Source organism: Pseudoduganella rhizocola, assembly GCF_045984285.3.
GTDB lineage: Bacteria > Pseudomonadota > Gammaproteobacteria > Burkholderiales > Burkholderiaceae_D > Rugamonas.
In genome coordinates, this window is record NZ_JBJQIK030000004.1 from 76,360 (window position 1) to 92,251 (window position 15,892).

Annotated in this window: 17 protein-coding genes; 9 read left to right on the forward strand and 8 right to left on the reverse strand. The window is 60.8% G+C overall.

The window, feature by feature from the left end; all coding sequences use genetic code 11:
* Nucleotides 1-6: 6 nt before the first annotated feature.
* Both ACJRPG_RS10665 and gpmA read right to left on the reverse strand, forming a co-directional pair.
* Complete coding sequence (locus ACJRPG_RS10665) at nt 7-1,425, reverse strand: murein hydrolase activator EnvC family protein (RefSeq protein WP_408000060.1); 1,419 nt, start codon at nt 1,423-1,425, stop codon at nt 7-9.
* 7 nt (nt 1,426-1,432) lie between these two features.
* A complete protein-coding gene (gene gpmA, locus ACJRPG_RS10670; RefSeq protein ID WP_408000061.1) occupies nt 1,433-2,179 on the reverse strand; it encodes a 2,3-diphosphoglycerate-dependent phosphoglycerate mutase in 747 nt (248 codons plus the stop codon).
* A 103-nt stretch (nt 2,180-2,282) separates the two neighbouring features.
* Between gpmA and ACJRPG_RS10675 the strand changes: the two genes are divergently transcribed.
* The 7 genes from ACJRPG_RS10675 (at nt 2,283) to ACJRPG_RS10705 (ending at nt 8,088) form a co-directional block, all read left to right on the forward strand.
* Nucleotides 2,283-2,684, forward strand: a complete 402-nt coding sequence (locus ACJRPG_RS10675; RefSeq protein WP_408000496.1) for a rhodanese-like domain-containing protein — start codon at nt 2,283-2,285, stop codon at nt 2,682-2,684.
* Between the two features lie 17 nt (nt 2,685-2,701).
* Nucleotides 2,702-2,962, forward strand: a complete 261-nt coding sequence (gene grxC / locus ACJRPG_RS10680; RefSeq protein WP_408000062.1) for a glutaredoxin 3 — start codon at nt 2,702-2,704, stop codon at nt 2,960-2,962.
* A 163-nt stretch (nt 2,963-3,125) separates the two neighbouring features.
* Nucleotides 3,126-3,617, forward strand: coding sequence for a protein-export chaperone SecB (gene secB / locus ACJRPG_RS10685; RefSeq protein WP_408000063.1), 492 nt, complete (start codon nt 3,126-3,128; stop codon nt 3,615-3,617).
* Nucleotides 3,618-3,732: 115 nt separating this feature from the next.
* A complete protein-coding gene (locus ACJRPG_RS10690) occupies nt 3,733-4,149 on the forward strand; it encodes an SH3 domain-containing protein (RefSeq protein WP_408000064.1) in 417 nt (138 codons plus the stop codon).
* A gap of 79 nt (nt 4,150-4,228) precedes the next feature.
* A complete protein-coding gene (locus ACJRPG_RS10695; RefSeq protein WP_408000065.1) occupies nt 4,229-5,917 on the forward strand; it encodes a Tle4 family T6SS lipase effector in 1,689 nt (562 codons plus the stop codon).
* Between the two features lie 20 nt (nt 5,918-5,937).
* Entirely contained in the window at nt 5,938-6,990 is a 1,053-nt protein-coding gene (locus ACJRPG_RS10700) for a T6SS immunity protein Tli4 family protein (RefSeq protein ID WP_408000066.1), read from the forward strand.
* A gap of 51 nt (nt 6,991-7,041) precedes the next feature.
* On the forward strand, nt 7,042-8,088 hold the full coding sequence (locus tag ACJRPG_RS10705; RefSeq protein ID WP_408000067.1) for an NAD(P)H-dependent glycerol-3-phosphate dehydrogenase: 1,047 nt from the start codon (nt 7,042-7,044) through the stop codon (nt 8,086-8,088).
* Here ACJRPG_RS10705 and ACJRPG_RS10710 read toward each other — a convergent pair.
* The 3 genes from ACJRPG_RS10710 to ACJRPG_RS10720 form a co-directional block, all read right to left on the reverse strand.
* Nucleotides 8,069-8,398, reverse strand: a complete 330-nt coding sequence (locus tag ACJRPG_RS10710; protein ID WP_408000068.1) for a cupin domain-containing protein — start codon at nt 8,396-8,398, stop codon at nt 8,069-8,071. The two genes, ACJRPG_RS10705 and ACJRPG_RS10710, sit on opposite strands and share 20 nt — an antisense overlap.
* Nucleotides 8,399-8,470: 72 nt before the next feature.
* Entirely contained in the window at nt 8,471-9,265 is a 795-nt protein-coding gene (locus ACJRPG_RS10715) for an SDR family NAD(P)-dependent oxidoreductase (protein ID WP_408000069.1), read from the reverse strand.
* 11 nt (nt 9,266-9,276) lie between these two features.
* A complete protein-coding gene (locus ACJRPG_RS10720; RefSeq protein WP_408000070.1) occupies nt 9,277-9,969 on the reverse strand; it encodes a type 1 glutamine amidotransferase domain-containing protein in 693 nt (230 codons plus the stop codon).
* A 94-nt stretch (nt 9,970-10,063) separates the two neighbouring features.
* Between ACJRPG_RS10720 and ACJRPG_RS10725 the strand changes: the two genes are divergently transcribed.
* Nucleotides 10,064-10,975: a LysR family transcriptional regulator gene (locus ACJRPG_RS10725; protein WP_408000497.1), complete on the forward strand. Its 912-nt coding sequence runs from the start codon at nt 10,064-10,066 to the stop codon at nt 10,973-10,975.
* A 108-nt stretch (nt 10,976-11,083) separates the two neighbouring features.
* Nucleotides 11,084-11,812 (forward strand): hypothetical protein, encoded by a 729-nt coding sequence (locus ACJRPG_RS10730; RefSeq protein ID WP_408000071.1) that lies wholly within the window; start codon nt 11,084-11,086, stop codon nt 11,810-11,812.
* 41 nt (nt 11,813-11,853) lie between these two features.
* Here the strand turns inward: ACJRPG_RS10730 and paoC are convergent, their stop codons facing one another.
* The 3 genes from paoC to paoA are packed head-to-tail and all read right to left on the reverse strand — an operon-like array spanning nt 11,854 to nt 15,657.
* Nucleotides 11,854-14,058: an aldehyde oxidoreductase molybdenum-binding subunit PaoC gene (gene paoC / locus ACJRPG_RS10735; protein ID WP_408000072.1), complete on the reverse strand. Its 2,205-nt coding sequence runs from the start codon at nt 14,056-14,058 to the stop codon at nt 11,854-11,856.
* A 1-nt stretch (nt 14,059) separates the two neighbouring features.
* Nucleotides 14,060-15,016, reverse strand: coding sequence for an FAD binding domain-containing protein (locus ACJRPG_RS10740; protein ID WP_408000073.1), 957 nt, complete (start codon nt 15,014-15,016; stop codon nt 14,060-14,062).
* On the reverse strand, nt 15,013-15,657 hold the full coding sequence (gene paoA, locus ACJRPG_RS10745; protein ID WP_408000074.1) for an aldehyde dehydrogenase iron-sulfur subunit PaoA: 645 nt from the start codon (nt 15,655-15,657) through the stop codon (nt 15,013-15,015). Before paoA ends, ACJRPG_RS10740 begins: the two co-directional genes overlap by 4 nt.
* Nucleotides 15,658-15,892 lie beyond the last annotated feature (235 nt).

Below are 15,892 nucleotides of genomic sequence, written 5' to 3' on the forward strand. Positions count from 1 at the left end.
TCCCGCTCAGAACTTCACCCACCCGGCCGGATCGAAAGCCCGGCCCTGATGACGTAGCTCAAAGTATAAACCCGATTCTTCGTTACCACCGGTATTTCCGGCTGCGGCAATGACGTCGCCGCCCTTCACCACGTCGCCCGCCTGCTTCAGCAGCGACTGGTTATTGCCATAAATGCTCATGTACTGGCTGCCGTGGTCGACGATGATCAGGTTGCCGAAGCCGCGCAGCCATTCGGCGAACACCACCCGGCCCTGGGCCACGGCGCGCACTTCCGCGCCTTCCGCCGCCTGGATAAAGACGCCCTTCCAGGCCGCGCCGCCGCGCTTGCTGCCAAATTTGGCCGCCACCGTGCCGGAGACCGGCGTGCGCATGCGGCCTTTCAGGCTGGCGAAAGCGCCGTCCGGCGCGGCGGGCGCCAGCGCCACCTCGGATGGCCGGGCAGCGCCTTCATCGCGCGGCTCGGCTTGCTCTTTAGCGACTTTTGGTTCTTCCGGCAGCGGCGTTTGCTGCTTCGGCGGCTTGCTCTTGTTCTCGCGGGCGATGCGTTCACGCTCCGCCCTGATGCGGGCACGCTCCTCCGCGTCCGCCTTCGCTTTCGCGGCGCGTGCGGCGGCCAGTTCTTCCTTGCGCTTCTTCTCGGCGGCGGCGGCGCGCGCCTGTTCTTCGATGAGCTTGTTCAGGCGGTTCACCAGCGCGCCCATGCGCTGCTCGTCCCGTTCCAGGCGGCCCGCCTCCTTGCGCTGGGTATCCAGCTTGCGCGAGAGGTTAGCCAGCAGCGCGGCGCGGCGCTGCTTCTCCTTCTCCAGCGTGGCTTTCTGCTCGCGCTGTTCCTGCGCGATTTCTTCCAGTTCGTCTTTTGCGTTCTGGGCCTCGGCCTGGTTCTTTTCCACCAGCGCCAGGTTCTCGCGCAGCGATGCCAGCAAGCGCGCCTGCGCCTGCGACACATAAGCCATGAGCTGCAGCTCGCGGTTGATGCGGTTCGGATTATCGCCGGACAGCAGCAGCTTGATGCGGTCTTCATTCCCCGCCTGGTACTGCTCGCGCAGCAGCCTGGCCAGCTGCTGCTTTTGCTGCGCCACGATGCCGGACAGGCGCTCATGCTCCGCCGCCAGCTCCTGCAGCTTGCTGTTGGTGAGCAGTTGCTCCTCGTGCAGATCGCGCAGCGCGCGGTTGGCCGTGGAAATGGCGCCTTCCGACTCCGCCAGCTCGTCGGCGGCATCCTCCTTCGCGCTCTCGGTTTTGCCGATATCGCTTTTCAGGTTGCTCAGCTTCTGCTGCAGCGCCTTGCGCTCGGCCTCGGCCGCCGCCTTTTCCTTGCTGCGCGTGGTGGGCTTGGGTGCGGCCAGCACATTGCCGGCGGCCAGCGCCAGCGCCAGGACTGTTGCCAGCCAGGCGCCCGCGCGGCGGGTCGGTTTCACTGCCATCAGGTACTTACTTGGCCTTGCCTTGATTCGCCACGGCGGCTTGCGCTGCGGCAATAGCGTCGGCGTCACCCAGGTAGTAGTGGCGGATCGGCTTCAGGTCGGCATCCAGCTCATACACCAGAGGCTGGCCGTTAGGGATGTTCAGGCCGACGATTTCCTCGTCGCTGATGCCGTCCAGCATCTTGATCAGGGCGCGCAGGCTGTTGCCGTGGGCCGAGATCAGGATTTTCTTGCCGGCGCGGATGGCCGGGGCGATTTCCTCGTCCCAAGCCGGCATCACGCGGGCCACGGTGTCCTTCAGGCATTCGGTCAGCGGAATCTGTTCCTTGCTCAGGCCGGCATAGCGCGGATCGTTGAAGGAGGTGCGGTCATCGTTCGCTTCCAGCGCCGGCGGCGGCGTGTCATAGCTGCGGCGCCATACCAGCACCTGCGCGTCGCCGTACTTGGCGGCGGTTTCGCCCTTGTCCAGGCCCTGCAGGGCGCCGTAGTGGCGCTCGTTCAGGCGCCAGTCATGCTTGATCGGCAGGTACATCAGGTCCATTTCATCCAGCGTCAGCCACAGGGTGCGGATCGCGCGCTTCAGCACCGAGGTGTAGCACAAGTCAAATTCGTAGCCTTCCTGTTTCAGCACCTGGCCGGCGCTTTTCGCTTCCTTGATGCCTTTTTCGGTCAGGTCCACATCGGTCCAGCCGGTGAAACGGTTCTCGAGATTCCAGGTGGACTCGCCATGACGCATGAATACAATTTTGTACATAGAGCAATCTTCTTAGAGTGGAATGGGACGGAAACAGGCCGCTTGAGCCATGGAACGCCTTCTATTTTATAATGCGCGGATTCAGTTCAACCAATGGAATCCTGTGAAATTCGTTCTCGACAATATTTTCCTTATCGCCATCGTGGTGTTGTCCGGCGGCGCCCTGCTGTTTCCCGCCCTCACCCAGCGCGGTAAAAAAGCCTCCCCGCAAGAGGTGACGCTGTTGATAAACCGCGCCAAGGCCCTCATTGTGGATGTACGCGCCGCAAACGAATTTGCCGCCGGCCACCTGGCGGATGCCAAAAACATCCCGCTGGCGGACCTGCCCCAGCGCACCGGCGAGCTGGAAAAATTCAAGAACAAGACGGCAGTGGTGGTTTGCCAAAAGGGGACGCGCGCCTTCAGCGCCGCGAAAATTCTGGAAAAGGCTGGATTCAAGGAGGTGCTCGTCCTCGACGGCGGCATCGACGCATGGCGGGCGCAGAGCCTGCCGATCACCAAATAATACTTGGAGGAAACGCCATGACAGCCAACGTCACCATGTACACCACCGCCGTGTGCCCTTATTGCATCCGTGCCGAGCGCCTGCTGGACAGCAAGGGCGTGAAAGCCATCGACAAGATTCGCGTGGACCTGGACCCAGGCCAGCGCCAGCTGATGATGCAGAAAACCGGCCGCCGCACCGTGCCGCAGATCTACATTGGGGATACCCATGTGGGCGGCTTCGACGACCTGTATGCGCTGGACCAGGCTGGCGGCCTCGATCCCCTGCTGAAAGGCTGAGCTGGGCTGTTTTGCAACGTGCGACAGCCAAAATGGCTTGCCAGCATAATAGTTTTGCTACAATTGCCCTCGCGTTTGATTTGGGTCAACCCAAGTCTGGCCAAAAGCACCATTAATACTGGAGCGGCTACAGCCGCTCTTTTACATATTCTGAAAGTGTTCCATGTCCGAAGAAAACCAGCAACCAGTATTCCAAATCCAACGCGTCTACCTGAAAGATCTGTCGCTGGAACAGCCGAACTCCCCAGCCATCTTCCTGGAGCAGGATGCTCCTTCGATCGAAGTGTCGCTGGACGTCGGCGCCGAGCCACTGGCTGAAGGCATCTACGAATCGACCGTGACCATCACCGTGACCGCCAAAGTCAAAGACAAGGTGGCGTTCCTGGTGGAAGGCAAGCAAGCCGGTATCTTCGAAGCGCGCAACATCCCTGAAGACCAGCTGGATCCGGTACTGGGCATCGGTTGCCCGAATATCGTGTACCCTTACCTGCGCGCCAACATCGCCGACGTGATCTCCCGTGCCGGTTTCCCGCCAGTGCACCTGGCCGAGATCAACTTCGAAGTGTTCTACCAGCAGCGCCTGCAAGCCATCGCCCAGCAGCAAGCTGCAGCCGGCGGCTCGACCCCAGCTGAAGGCAGCACCACCGTTCAGTAAGCTGAACGTGCTCAGGCGGCGTTACTGCCGCCCCCCGCTAACAAAGGCCATTCGTGGCCTTTGTTTATTTTGGTCAAAGGTTTTTGCAATGACTGTTGCTCGACTGATACTTAGCTTGCTCTTGTTGTCAGTTTCGGCTGTAGCGGCTGCGCTCGACTTCAAGACTGTGGGCGCCGCGCCTGCCGTGCTGTACGACGCGCCTTCGCTCAAGGGCAACAAACTCTACATCGTTCCGCGGGGCACGCCGCTGGAAGTGGTGCTGACCTATGGCGAGTGGGTGAAGGTGCGCGACATCAGCGGCGATATGGCGTGGACGCAGGCCAAGGGCCTGTCGCCCAAGCGCGCCGTGCTGGTGAAAACCGCCAACGCGAAAGTCCGCACCGATGCGGACGAAGCCTCTACTACCCTCTTCACCGCCGACAAGGGCGTGATCCTTGAACTCCTGGAACCGGCAGTCAACGACTGGACCAAAGTCCGTCACCGCGATGGCGTGACCGGCTTCATCCGCAATTCCGACATCTGGGGCATTTGACCTTCCGAGGCTTGCCCCTCATCAATACTTCCCGTTGAGCGTTGTGTGAAGATGGCTTTCCTGTCTAAAGGGAAGTCCAATGCCAACCCAGCTCTCTGTACCAATCATGTGCGGTGGCAGAAAAACTTATGGCCATTGCACGCCGGAAGAAGATCGTGCTTATCAGAAAGTGGTGGTCCCTCCACGACGTGTGATTCCGATCGTGTTTATTCCCGGAATCATGGGATCCAACCTCCGGATGAGCTCTGCTCGGCAGCTTCAACTCAAAAAAAAGAATAACGTTGCTTGGCGACCTGACAATGCGACGGAGCTGGGGAAGTTTTCACTCACGTCAGCCGCAGACCGCCAACTTCAACTAGATCCTCACCAAACCGTTGTAGATACCTTTGATGATGGCCGGAGCCCTACCGGCGACAAAGAGGAGTCATCACTGGAACGCCATGCCGTCGGTCAGATTAACGTTTTTATTGGATATGACCGCCTTTCCCCTCTATTGACGAACGATCCACCCACTGAAAATCCACGATACCTCGTTGCGGACAAAGTGCGTCAGCGTGGGTGGAGTGAAGTTTTCCTGTCCAGCTACCGCAACATTCTCGAAAACTGTGAAAAGTATCTAAATTCGTCGGTCGACAATGACCGCTGGCGTTCCATCATTGACCGCGATCCTGCCGAATGGGCTGCGGTACCCGCCTATGGGATGGCGCCACTTACAAAAGCCGAATACCTGGCGGTAATGACGGACTGCTTCTTCCCCATTCATGCCATGGGCTACAACTGGCTGCAAGACAACGAGCTCTCAGCCGTTCACCTGTGCAAAAGAGTCGTCGCTCTCATTCAAAAATATCAAAAGGCAGAGTTCCGATGCCAGAAGGTCATACTCGTCACTCATTCCATGGGTGGTCTCGTCGCCCGCGCCATGATTCATCCTGATATTGGTGGCCTCGGGGAAAAGGTGCTGGGAATCGTGCATGGAGTGATGCCGGCCCTGGGCTCCCCTGCGGCTTACAAGAGGATGCGCAGCGGCTTCGAGCAGGACACTCCACAATCCTTCGCAGCTTCTTTCCCCCTCGGACATACAGGTAGCCGAGTGACCGCAGTTTTGGGCAACTCAGCAGGGGGACTCCAACTTTTGCCATGCAAAGCCTACGGCAATGGCTGGTTAGAGGTTCGTCATAACAAATCCCTCTTCGCTAGTCTTCCTCAGCGAGGCGATCCATATGAGGAAATCTATAAGACAAGCAACCGCTGGTATGGCCTGCTGCGCGAAGAATGGCTCAATCCTGCGCGCGCTCCTCACGCGGGCCTAGCCTATACGAAAAACCTGCTAGACATCGCCAAACTCTTCCACGACCAGCTCTCCGAAACTTACCATCCCAATACCTATGCCCATTATGGCGTTGATAGCGACCGTCCTTCGTGGGAAAAAATCTCCTGGCATTTGAGTACGAATTTCTCAGGCGTAGATTGGAACGATCTTTCAATCGAATCGGATAACGAGCAAGGCACTCTAACGCTTGCTTCGCTCCCAAAGCATCAGACAGAAAGGAAGCTTTCTGGTACCGCAGTATTAGGCCCTTCGACTGGGAAAGGAGACCAGACTGTACCGAGCAGATCTTCAGATCACCAACTTCTAAATGCAAAATTGCGCGGTGTTTTTCGGCAAAGCGGCTACGAACATCAATCAAGCTACAGCAACGAACGTGTGCTCAACGCCACGCTGTACAGCATCGTCAAAATCGCGCAGCAGATGACTTGGCCCAAATAAACCTTTGAGATGTCGACGACATGAAACGAAATCTCCTCGCAGCCCTTGTGCTGATGGCATTTTCCATAATCGATGTGAGGCAAGTCATGGCGAGTCCCAAGAATCGAATCGAAGCGCTCTTCAACGATGTTCGTACTGTTTGCGTGGGGAGATTTCTGATCGACGTTCCCCGCACCGCTTCGACGTTATTCGACCTTCTTTGGATTCCCGTCGAAGTGGATCGCTATCCCGGGCAGGCGCATGAGTTAGACAAGTTTCTCGCGGAAAGCGCTGAGAACCTGAAGTCGGAACGCTATCTCGCAATGGGGGCGCTTCGTGGGACTGAGAACGATCTCGGCCGCGTTATCGATGGCGCGGTAAAAGGGCAAAAGACCTTCATAGGACTGAGTCGGATGAGCGGCCGCTACTACGCTATCGACTCTTTTGTACCGGTGGGAAATGATGTATTTGTCCTGCACGGAAATAATCTTGCCAACCCATCTGACTACCAAGCAGATCTGTTGCAGCTGAACGAAACGGCGGCACGTATCACCCCGCGCAGTACGGAAATTCCCAGCCAATCAGGTTTTTGCATAGACGGGGCTCTGGTTCAGGATGCAAAGGTACAAGAGGTAGAGCGTGTACACATGGGCATCCAGATAGCGGAATTCCCTGACGTGATGGTTTCGCTTTCCATGGTCATGAAAAGTGTTGAAGTCAAATCGGATGAACTTGAGCCCCGATTCCGAGAGGCGGAACAAGCCGCCATTAAATCCGACGGTGGAGCTTGGCACAGTCGCATCAAATTCCTCAGGCGAGGAAAGAAAACACTGAAGCCTTGGACCGGCGACGAAATTCTGATGCATGTGCCACCTGATGAACGAGATGGGCATGCGCATCAATTCATGTTCGTTGCGCTGGGTGAACCCAAGAACATTTACGTTCCGACTTTGGACGTGTCTTTGAACAGCGGTGTGAAAGACAATCGACGCGGCGCAATAGCGCCCAGCATCACTGACGAGGAAGCGCTTTACCTATGGGATCGACTGCTCAATTCTTTGCGAGTTCGGCCCGTCAATGGCTCAGCACCGTAGCCGGGATGAAGTTGACCTGCCCAGCCTCCGCCGCAGGTTATACTTCGCCCCATGCAAGAAACTACCAAACCTTCTTCCCCCCAGCCGCGCAAGATTGCTGTGCTGGGTGCTGGCGCCTGGGGTACGGCTGTCGCCATAAGCGTCGGTCATCGCCACGATGTGCTGATGTGGGGCCGCAATGCCGACGGCATGCAGCAGATGGCCGCCGAGCGCGAGAACAAGCACTATCTCGCCGGCTTCCCCTTCCCCGCCGGCCTGAATGTCACCGCTGATTTCGACAAGGCCGTCGCCCACGTGGGCGAAGATGGGCTGCTGATTGCCGCCAGCCCGGTCGCCGGCCTGCGCCCGCTGCTGGCGTCGCTGAAGGGCCGCAAGATTCCAAACCTGGTCTGGCTGTGCAAGGGCTTTGAATACGAAACCGGCCTGCTGCCGCACCAGATCTTCAAGGAAGTGCTGGGCGACGAGATTCCGAGTGGCGCCTTGTCCGGCCCCTCGTTCGCACAAGAAGTGGCACGCGGCCAGCCTTGCGCGCTGACGATTGCCTCTACTTCGCAGCAGCTGCGCGACTGCGTCGTGCGCACCGTGCACGGCGGCACCATGCGCGTGTATTCGAGTGAAGACCTGATCGGGGTTGAAGTCGGCGGCGCCGTGAAGAACGTGCTGGCGATCGCCACCGGGATTGCCGACGGCCTCGGCCTCGGTATGAACGCGCGCGCCGCACTCATCACGCGCGGCCTGGCGGAAATTACCCGCCTCGGCGCCGCGCTGGGCGGCAACATCGAGACCTTCATGGGCCTCACCGGCATGGGCGACCTGATCCTGACCTGCACCGGCGACCTGTCGCGCAACCGCCGCGTTGGCCTGGGCCTCGCCAAGGGCAAGCCGCTGGAAGAAATCGTGAACGAACTGGGCCACGTGGCCGAAGGAGTGCCTTGCGCCAAGGCGGTGCGCGAGCTGTCCATCAAACTCGGCGTGGAAATGCCGATCACTCACGCAGTGGCTGCCGTGCTGTTTGACGGCAAGAAGCCGCAGGATCTCGTGGCCCAGATGCTGGCCCGCGATCCCCGCGGAGAAGCAATCAGTCCCGCAGCAAAATAGTCAGCAGCGCCACCGAATCCTGAACGGCGCGCAGCGAGTGCGATGCGCCGCCTTCCAGGTACAGCATTTCACCGCCGCGCAGCGTGACCGTGCGGCCGTGCGCGGTCCATTCGATTTCACCTTGCAGGCACTGGAAGGTGATTTCGCCCTTCACCCAATGCTCCGGCATTGCCTTCCCTGCCGGCATGACTAGGCGAATCAGTTCCAGCTGTTCCGTCTTGGCGAGCGCGATCGAGGAAAACTGCGATAAATCGGCCGCGCCATCCTGGATCTGAACCACCTGGCCCGACGATGCGTGCTGTAGCGCCATGCTCTGCTCCTTGCGTAATGATCTGTTACGGCTATGTTAGCAGCGCATGGCTCGGCGTGACGCGCGATGGGCTCAGAGGATGGAGCTGACCGCGCCGCCTTCCACACGCACCGCCGCACCGTTGGTGGCGCCGCCGAGCGGGCTGGCCAACAGGGCTACCATGGCCGCGATTTCGTCCGGATCGATCACGCGCGCGATCAGCGAGGTTGGACGGTAGCGGGCGAAGTAGCTCGCCTGGATTTCGTCGTCGCTCATGCCAGGCCGCGGCGCGGTCTTGCGCAGGTATTCAACGATGCCTTCCGAATGCGTGGCGGCAGGCAGCACACTGTTGACCGTGACGCCGGTGCCCCGGGTCAGTTCCGCCATGCCGCGTGCCACGGCGATCTGCGCGGTTTTGCTCACGCCGTAGTGCACCATGTCCGCTGGCGTGGAAGCGCCCGTTTCGCTGGAGATGAACAGCACGCGGCCCCATTTTTTCTCCAGCATGCGCGGGAAGTAGTGACGCGAGAGCCGAACGCCGGACATTACGTTCACATCCAGCATGCGGAACCATTCTTCGTCGCTGATCTCCGCAAACGGCCGCGATTCATAGAAGCCGAGGTTGTTGACCAGGATATCGGCATCCGGCTGCGCCGCGATGAGGGCCGCAGCGCCATCGGCGGTGCTGACGTCTGCAATCAAGGTGCGCACGCTGGCTGCGGGTGCAGTGGCGAGGATGTCGGCACGCGCTGCATCGAGCTTCTCCTGGTTGCGGCCGGAGATGGTGACGGCCACGCCTTCACGAGCCAAGGTGCGGGCGATGGCGAGGCCGATGCCTGCGGTAGCGCCGGTGACGATAGCGGTCTTGTCTTTGAGCTTGAGATCCATGATTTTTCTCCTTAAGCTGCGAGCAGCAGGTCGCGCATTGCGGCGCCAACACCAGCTGCGGATTGTGGGTTCTGGCCGGTGACGAGATTGCCATCGACGACAACTTTTGCGGTCCAGTCAGGCGCCGGCTGGTGATGGGCGCCGCGTTCGACCAGCGTGCTCGCCAGCAGGAAGGGCACTACCTTCTCAAGGCCTACCGCGCGCTCTTCCTCATCGGTGAAGGCGCTCAACTGCTTGCCCGCCACCAGATACTGGCCGGTGCTGAGCTTTACATTCACCAGCGCTGCCGGGCCGTGGCAGACCGCACCGACCAGGCCGCCCGCCTCATAGATCTCGCGGGTTACACGCTGCACGGCCGGGCTGTCCGGGAAGTCCCACACGGCGCCGTGGCCACCGGCGAAGAAGATGGCCGAGTAGCGCGAGGCGTCGGCATCCTGCAGGCGCAGCGTGTTGCGGATGGCGTTGCGGAAGCCGTCGTCCTGCCAGTAGCGGGCGTTGACCGGGTCGTTCAGGTCCAGGCCGTCCACGGGCGGCTCGCCGCCCTGGATCGATGCGAACTCGACCTTGATACCGGCCTCATGCAGCTCGGCCAGCGGATGGGTGACTTCGCCCAGGTAAAAGCCGGTGGCTTCGCCGGTGCTGCCTTTCACGCCATGGCTGGTGAGAACGAAGAGCACAGGTTTCAGGGATTTTGCTTGGTTCATACATTCCTCCGTGTTTTGATGGCTCCACTTTATTCCCGCCATCGAACGAGATAAACTAGGCTTCAAGCAATTCATTTGTTCTCTGGAGAGCAAAATAAGCCGTCAATTCGACTACTTGGCCGATGTGGAGGCGTTCATCACCGTGGTGGAGCGGGGATCGTTCACGGCTGCGGCAGTAGCACTCGGCACCACGCCTTCCGTGCTGAGCCGCGCCATCGGCCGGCTGGAGACCCGGCTGGGCCGCCAGCTCCTGCGCCGCACCACGCGCAGCCTCGGCCCTACGGATGCAGGCCGCCTCTACCTGGAACAGGCGCGCACCGCCTTCACGCTGCTGGGCGAGGCCGAGCGCGACGTTCAGGGGCAGGAGGGGCTGCTGGCGGGCCGGGTGCGCATCAGCGTGCCCACCACCTACGGCCACTACCGCGTGGTGCCGCTGCTGAGCCGCTTCCACGAGCTGCATCCCCAGGTGCAGGTGGAGCTGAACATCACCAACCGGAATGTGGACCTGGTGGCGGAAGGTTTCGACCTCGCCATCCGCCTCGGCAACCTGCCGGACAGCGGCCTGGTGGCGCGCAAGCTGGAGGATGCTGCGTTGTGCCTCGTGGCCTCGCCAGACTACCTGCGCCGCCATCCCGCCCCGGCCAGCCTCGCAGACTTGCGCCGGCATAGCTGCCTGCCCTTCCTCATGCCGAGTACCGGCCGCCATATTCCCTGGCTGTTCCAGGATGGCGGCCAGCAGGTGGACTGGATGCCGGACTTCACGCTGCAGGTGTCGGACGATGTGCTGGGCGTGGTGTCCCTGGCCGAACATGGCGCCGGCATCTGCCAGACCTACGACTTCATCGCGCGCGAGCGCCTGCAGCGCGGCACGCTGGTGGAGCTGATGCCGCAGCTGCGCGGGCGCTCCCGACCGTTCTCCGTGGTGTACGCGCCGCACCGCCGCCAGCCCGCCGCCGCGCGGGCGCTGGTGGAGCTGCTGGTAGAGGGAACGCAGGACAAGGGCTGACAATTTCGATACGAATCCTGCAGCTCAAGACAAGATCGCTACAGTTTTGCGACTGATTTGAACCAGAAGTTCCCATACACTGATGGAAACTAAATTGTCGAGCGAACAATGAAGATCCGTCTGACCTGGCAGTACCTGCTTGCCTTCTTCGCGCTGAACGGCGTGATCAGCGAGCTGCACGAGCAAGCGCACATCAACGTGGGACGCCTGGTGACGGGCTGCTATGGCCCGCGTGATTTCAACAACTGGAACAGCTGCGCCGAGGGCGCCGCTTCGCTGCCGTGGGCTGCGCCCATTGCCGGCCCCTTGTTCAGCTACATGGTGGTGTGGCTGGGCGTGTGGCTTCTGTATCGGGCATCGTCCATGGCGCAAAGGTCGCTGGCGTTTTCGCTGGTCTTTGCGCCCCTGCCCTTCGCGCGCATCTTCACCGCAGCCATGGGCGGCGGCGACGAGAAGATTCTGCTCACGCGTATCTTCGACGGCATGCCCGAAAGCTTGGCGCGCTGGTATGCACTGGCCCTTACGCTGCTATTTTGCGCGCCGCCTATCGTTATCGCCTGCCGTGTGCTGGCGAGCCGCTTGCGCGTGCTGTATGTGGCAGGCTTCTGCGTTGTGCCGCTGGTGGTGATCTGGTTCTACAAACTGAAGTTCCTGAACGGCCTGTTGCAGCAAGGCCTGTTTGCGGAACCCGTTATCCTCGGCACGCCGCTGTTTGTGCACATCGTGTTCGGCATCATGCTTGCTACGCTGTTTGTGATGCGCGACTGGCTGAAACGCATCAACGGCCGCAAGCCGATGATTCGCGGTCTCACTGAAGACCTGGCACACGCAGCCTAGCTGCGCAGCTGCGCCGGGACTCAACGCCTGGCACGCTGCGCTCAAGCTACGGGCGGCAGCTTGTGCAGCACCTTATCCAGCGTGATCGGATAATCGCGCACCCGCACGCCGGTGGCGTTGTGGATGGCATTCGCAATCGCCGCCGCAACGCCGCAGATGCCAAGCTCGCCCACGCCCTTGGCCTTCATCGGCGACGAGATGGGGTCGGTCTCGTCGAGGAAGATGACTTCCTGATGCGGAATGTCGGCATGCACCGGCACCTCATAGCCAGCCAGGTCATGGTTCACGAAGAAGCCATAGCGCTTGTCCACCGCCAGCTCCTCCATCAGCGCTGCGCCGGCGCCCATGGTCATCGCGCCAATCACCTGGCTGCGCGCCGACTTGGGGTTAAGGATGCGGCCTGCGGCGCACACCGCCAGCATGCGGCGAATGCGCGTTTCGCCGGTGGCAGCATCCACCGCCACCTCCACGAAGTGCCCGCCGAAGGTCGATTGCTGGAACTTCTTATCCAGGTCGCCGAACTCGATGCTGTCTTCCGCCACCAGCTCCGCATATTGGGCTGCTGACGCCAGCGGAATCGACTTGCCGCCGGAGCGCACCATGCCGTCCGCGAACTCCGCATCCCCGCCCAGGCCCAGCTTCTGCGCCACAATGCGGCGCAGCTCCACGCAGGCTGCATATACGCCCGAGGTGGAACTGTTGGCGCCCCACTGGCCGCCGGAACCGGCCGACACGGGAAATGCCGAATCGCCCAGCTTCACCACCACCTTATTCAGCGGCACGCCCATCATCTCCGCAGCGGTCTGCGCGATGATGGTGTAAGTGCCGGTGCCGATATCGGTCATGTCCGTTTCCACGGTCACGATGCCGTTGCTGCCCAACCGCACGCGCGCGCCGGACTTCATCAACAGGTTGTTGCGGAAGGCCGCGGCCACGCCATAGCCCACCAGCCAGCGCCCATCGCGCGTTTTGCCGGGTTCCGGATTGCGCTTGTTCCAGCCGAACTTCTCGGCGCCCGTGCGCAGGCAATCGATCAGGCGGCGCTGCGAGAACGGACGGCCCGGCTTTTCGGGATCTTCCTTCGTATCGTTCAGGATGCGGAAAGTGACCGGATCCATCTTCAGCTTTTCCGCCATCTCATCGATGGCAATCTCCAGCGCCATCAGGCCCGGCGCCTCGCCCGGCGCGCGCATGGCATTGCCCTCCGGGAGATCCAGCGTGGCCAGGCGCATGGCCGTCATGCGGTTGGGACCTGCGTACAGCAGGCGCGTTTGCTGCACCGCTGTTTCCGGCTTCCCGTCCGGGAGGTCGCCCGACCAGGACTCGTGACCGATCGCCGTGATCTTGCCGTCGCGCGTGGCGCCGATGCGGATGCGCTGGATCGTGGCCGGGCGGTGCGTAGTGTTGTTGATCATGAGTGGGCGCTGCAGTGCCACCTTCACCGGACGCTTGGCCGCACGCGCACCCAGCGCCGCCATCAGCGCATCGGCACGCACGAACAGCTTGCCGCCAAAGCCGCCGCCGATATAGGGCGACACCAGGCGCACCTTCTCCTTCGGAATTCCCAGCGTTTTCGCCACATCCTTCACGCCCCAGTTAATCATCTGGTTTGCGGTCCAGATGGTGAGCTTGCCGTTTTCCCAGGCGGCGAGGGAAGCATGTGGCTCCATCATTGCGTGGCTCTGGTCGGGCGTCGTGTAGGTTTGGTCCAGCCGCACCGGCGCGGCATCGAAGGCCTTGGCGAAATCGCCGGTCTTCGTATCCGGCTCCGTGTCGTTTTCCGCCTTCGGCTTTTTCGCCGAACTCTTCGCAGCAGCCAGGTCGTATGCGCCCTTGGCCTTCGCGTACTTCACCTTGATGAGATTCGCCGCCGCGCGCGCCTGTTCGAAGGTTTCGGCCACCACCACGGCCACGGCCTGGTGATAGTGCTGCACCTCCGGCCCCGCAAGCAGCTTCGCCGTATTCATATCGCCCTTACCGAGCTTGCCCGCGTTCTCCGCGGTGACAACGGCCAGCACACCCGGTGCGCGCTTCGCAGCGCTGGTGTCCATGGACGTGATGCGGCCCTTGGCGATGGCCGAGCCGAGCACGTAGCCATAGGCTGCATTCGGTGCGGCCTCATGCTGCTCATAGGCGTAAGGCGCCGTTCCCGTTGTCTTCAACGGACCATCGATGCGGTCCGTCGGACGGCCGACCACCTTCAGCTGGTCGATAGGATTGGTTGTAGCCGGGGTAGCGAATTTCATCTCATGCCCCCTTCTTCGCTTCGGCCATCACGGAAGCGAGCGTGCGCTGAACCAGCGGAATCTTGAATTCGTTATCGTGCGTAGGCTTCGCGCCGGCCAACAACTGATCGGCGACCGCTTTCGCGCCTTGCGCCATTTTTTGCTCCGCCGCCTCCACACGCCAGGGTTTGTGCGCCACACCGCCCAGCGCAACACGCCCCGTGCCATTTGGCTGCACAATCGCCGCCACGGACACCAGCGCAAACGCGTACGATGCGCGGTCGCGCACCTTGCGGTAGAAGTGCTGGCCGCCGACAGGCCTCGGCAGCTTCACGCTCACAATCAGCTCACCCGGTTCCAGCACATGTTCGATATGCGGCGTGCTGCCCGGCAGGCGATGGAAGTCCGCAATGGGAATTACGCGCCCGGCGCCATCCGGCTTTACGGTCTCCACTTCTGCATCCAGCACGCGCATGGCCACCGCCATATCGCTCGGATGTGTAGCAATGCAAGCCTCGCTGGCCCCAACAACCGCATGCTGCCGCGTGAAGCCGCCGATAGCCGAACACCCACTGCCCGGCTTGCGCTTATTACACGGCATGTTCGTATCGTAGAAGTAGGCACAGCGCGTGCGCTGCAGCAGGTTTCCGGCCGTGGTGGCACGGTTGCGCAGCTGCGTGGAAGCGCCGGCCAGCAAAGCCCGCGCAAGCACCGCGTAATCGCGGCGAATGCGCATATCGGCAGCGAGATCCGTATTGCGCATCAGCGCACCCACACGCAGGCCACCATCAGGCAGTGGCTCGATCTGGTCGAGCTTCAACCCGTTGACGTCGATGAGATGCGCAGGCGTTTCAATCTCCAGCTTCATCAGGTCCAGCAAATTGGTGCCACCGGCAATAAAACGAGCATTCGGTGTGCGGTAAGCCGCTTGCGCCGCCTCCGCAGGCGTACTCACGCGCTGATAGGTAAAGGCCTTCATACCTTACCTCCAGCAACCTCAGTGATTGCATCGATGATGTTCGAGTAAGCGCCACATCGACAGATGTTCCCGCTCATGCGCTCACGGATTTCGTCTACCGACAGCAGCGGCTTCTCAGTCAGGTTTGCCGTCACATGGCTGGGCTTACCCTGTTGAATCTCGTCCAGCACCGCCACGGCCGAACAGATCTGGCCGGGGGTACAGTAGCCGCACTGGTAGCCGTCATGCTTCACGAAAGCCTGCTGCATGGGGTGCAGCTTATCGGGCGTACCCAGACCTTCGATAGTCGTCACGTTCGCGCCATCATTCATGACCGCCAACGTCAAGCACGAGTTGATGCGACGTCCATCGACTATCACGGTGCAGGCGCCGCACTGTCCATGGTCGCATCCTTTCTTAGTCCCAGTAAGATGCAAATGGTCACGTAGTACATCAAGCAGTGTCGTTCGCGTATCAAGGTCGATGTCATATCGCTTCTGGTTCACAACGAGCGAGGTTTTAGCATTGGTTGGCGTGTGCAACTCGCTCTGCAGTCCACTATTAGCGACTGCAGTACTCGGCAACGCAGCAACTCCCGCTGAGAGTGCGCTAACAATCAACACCTCTCGCCGCGACATGTTGATCTGGTTTAAGTCGTCCATGCTCCACCTTTCGCTTTCTGTTAGCGCTAATTTTAGGTGAGCTAGTTTGATAACCTCGTTCGTTTGCCGATGGGCAATCGCACTACTTACACTAAGTATCGTCCATAAGTAGCTTTTAAATCGAAAATAACAAGTCTGTTCCGATTTCCGGTTGGAAAACTGCTCGCCGCCGCTGGACGCGTCATCGACCGTGGTCCGCGCTGAGCTTGACTCAGCCCCCATGCCCGCACGTAGT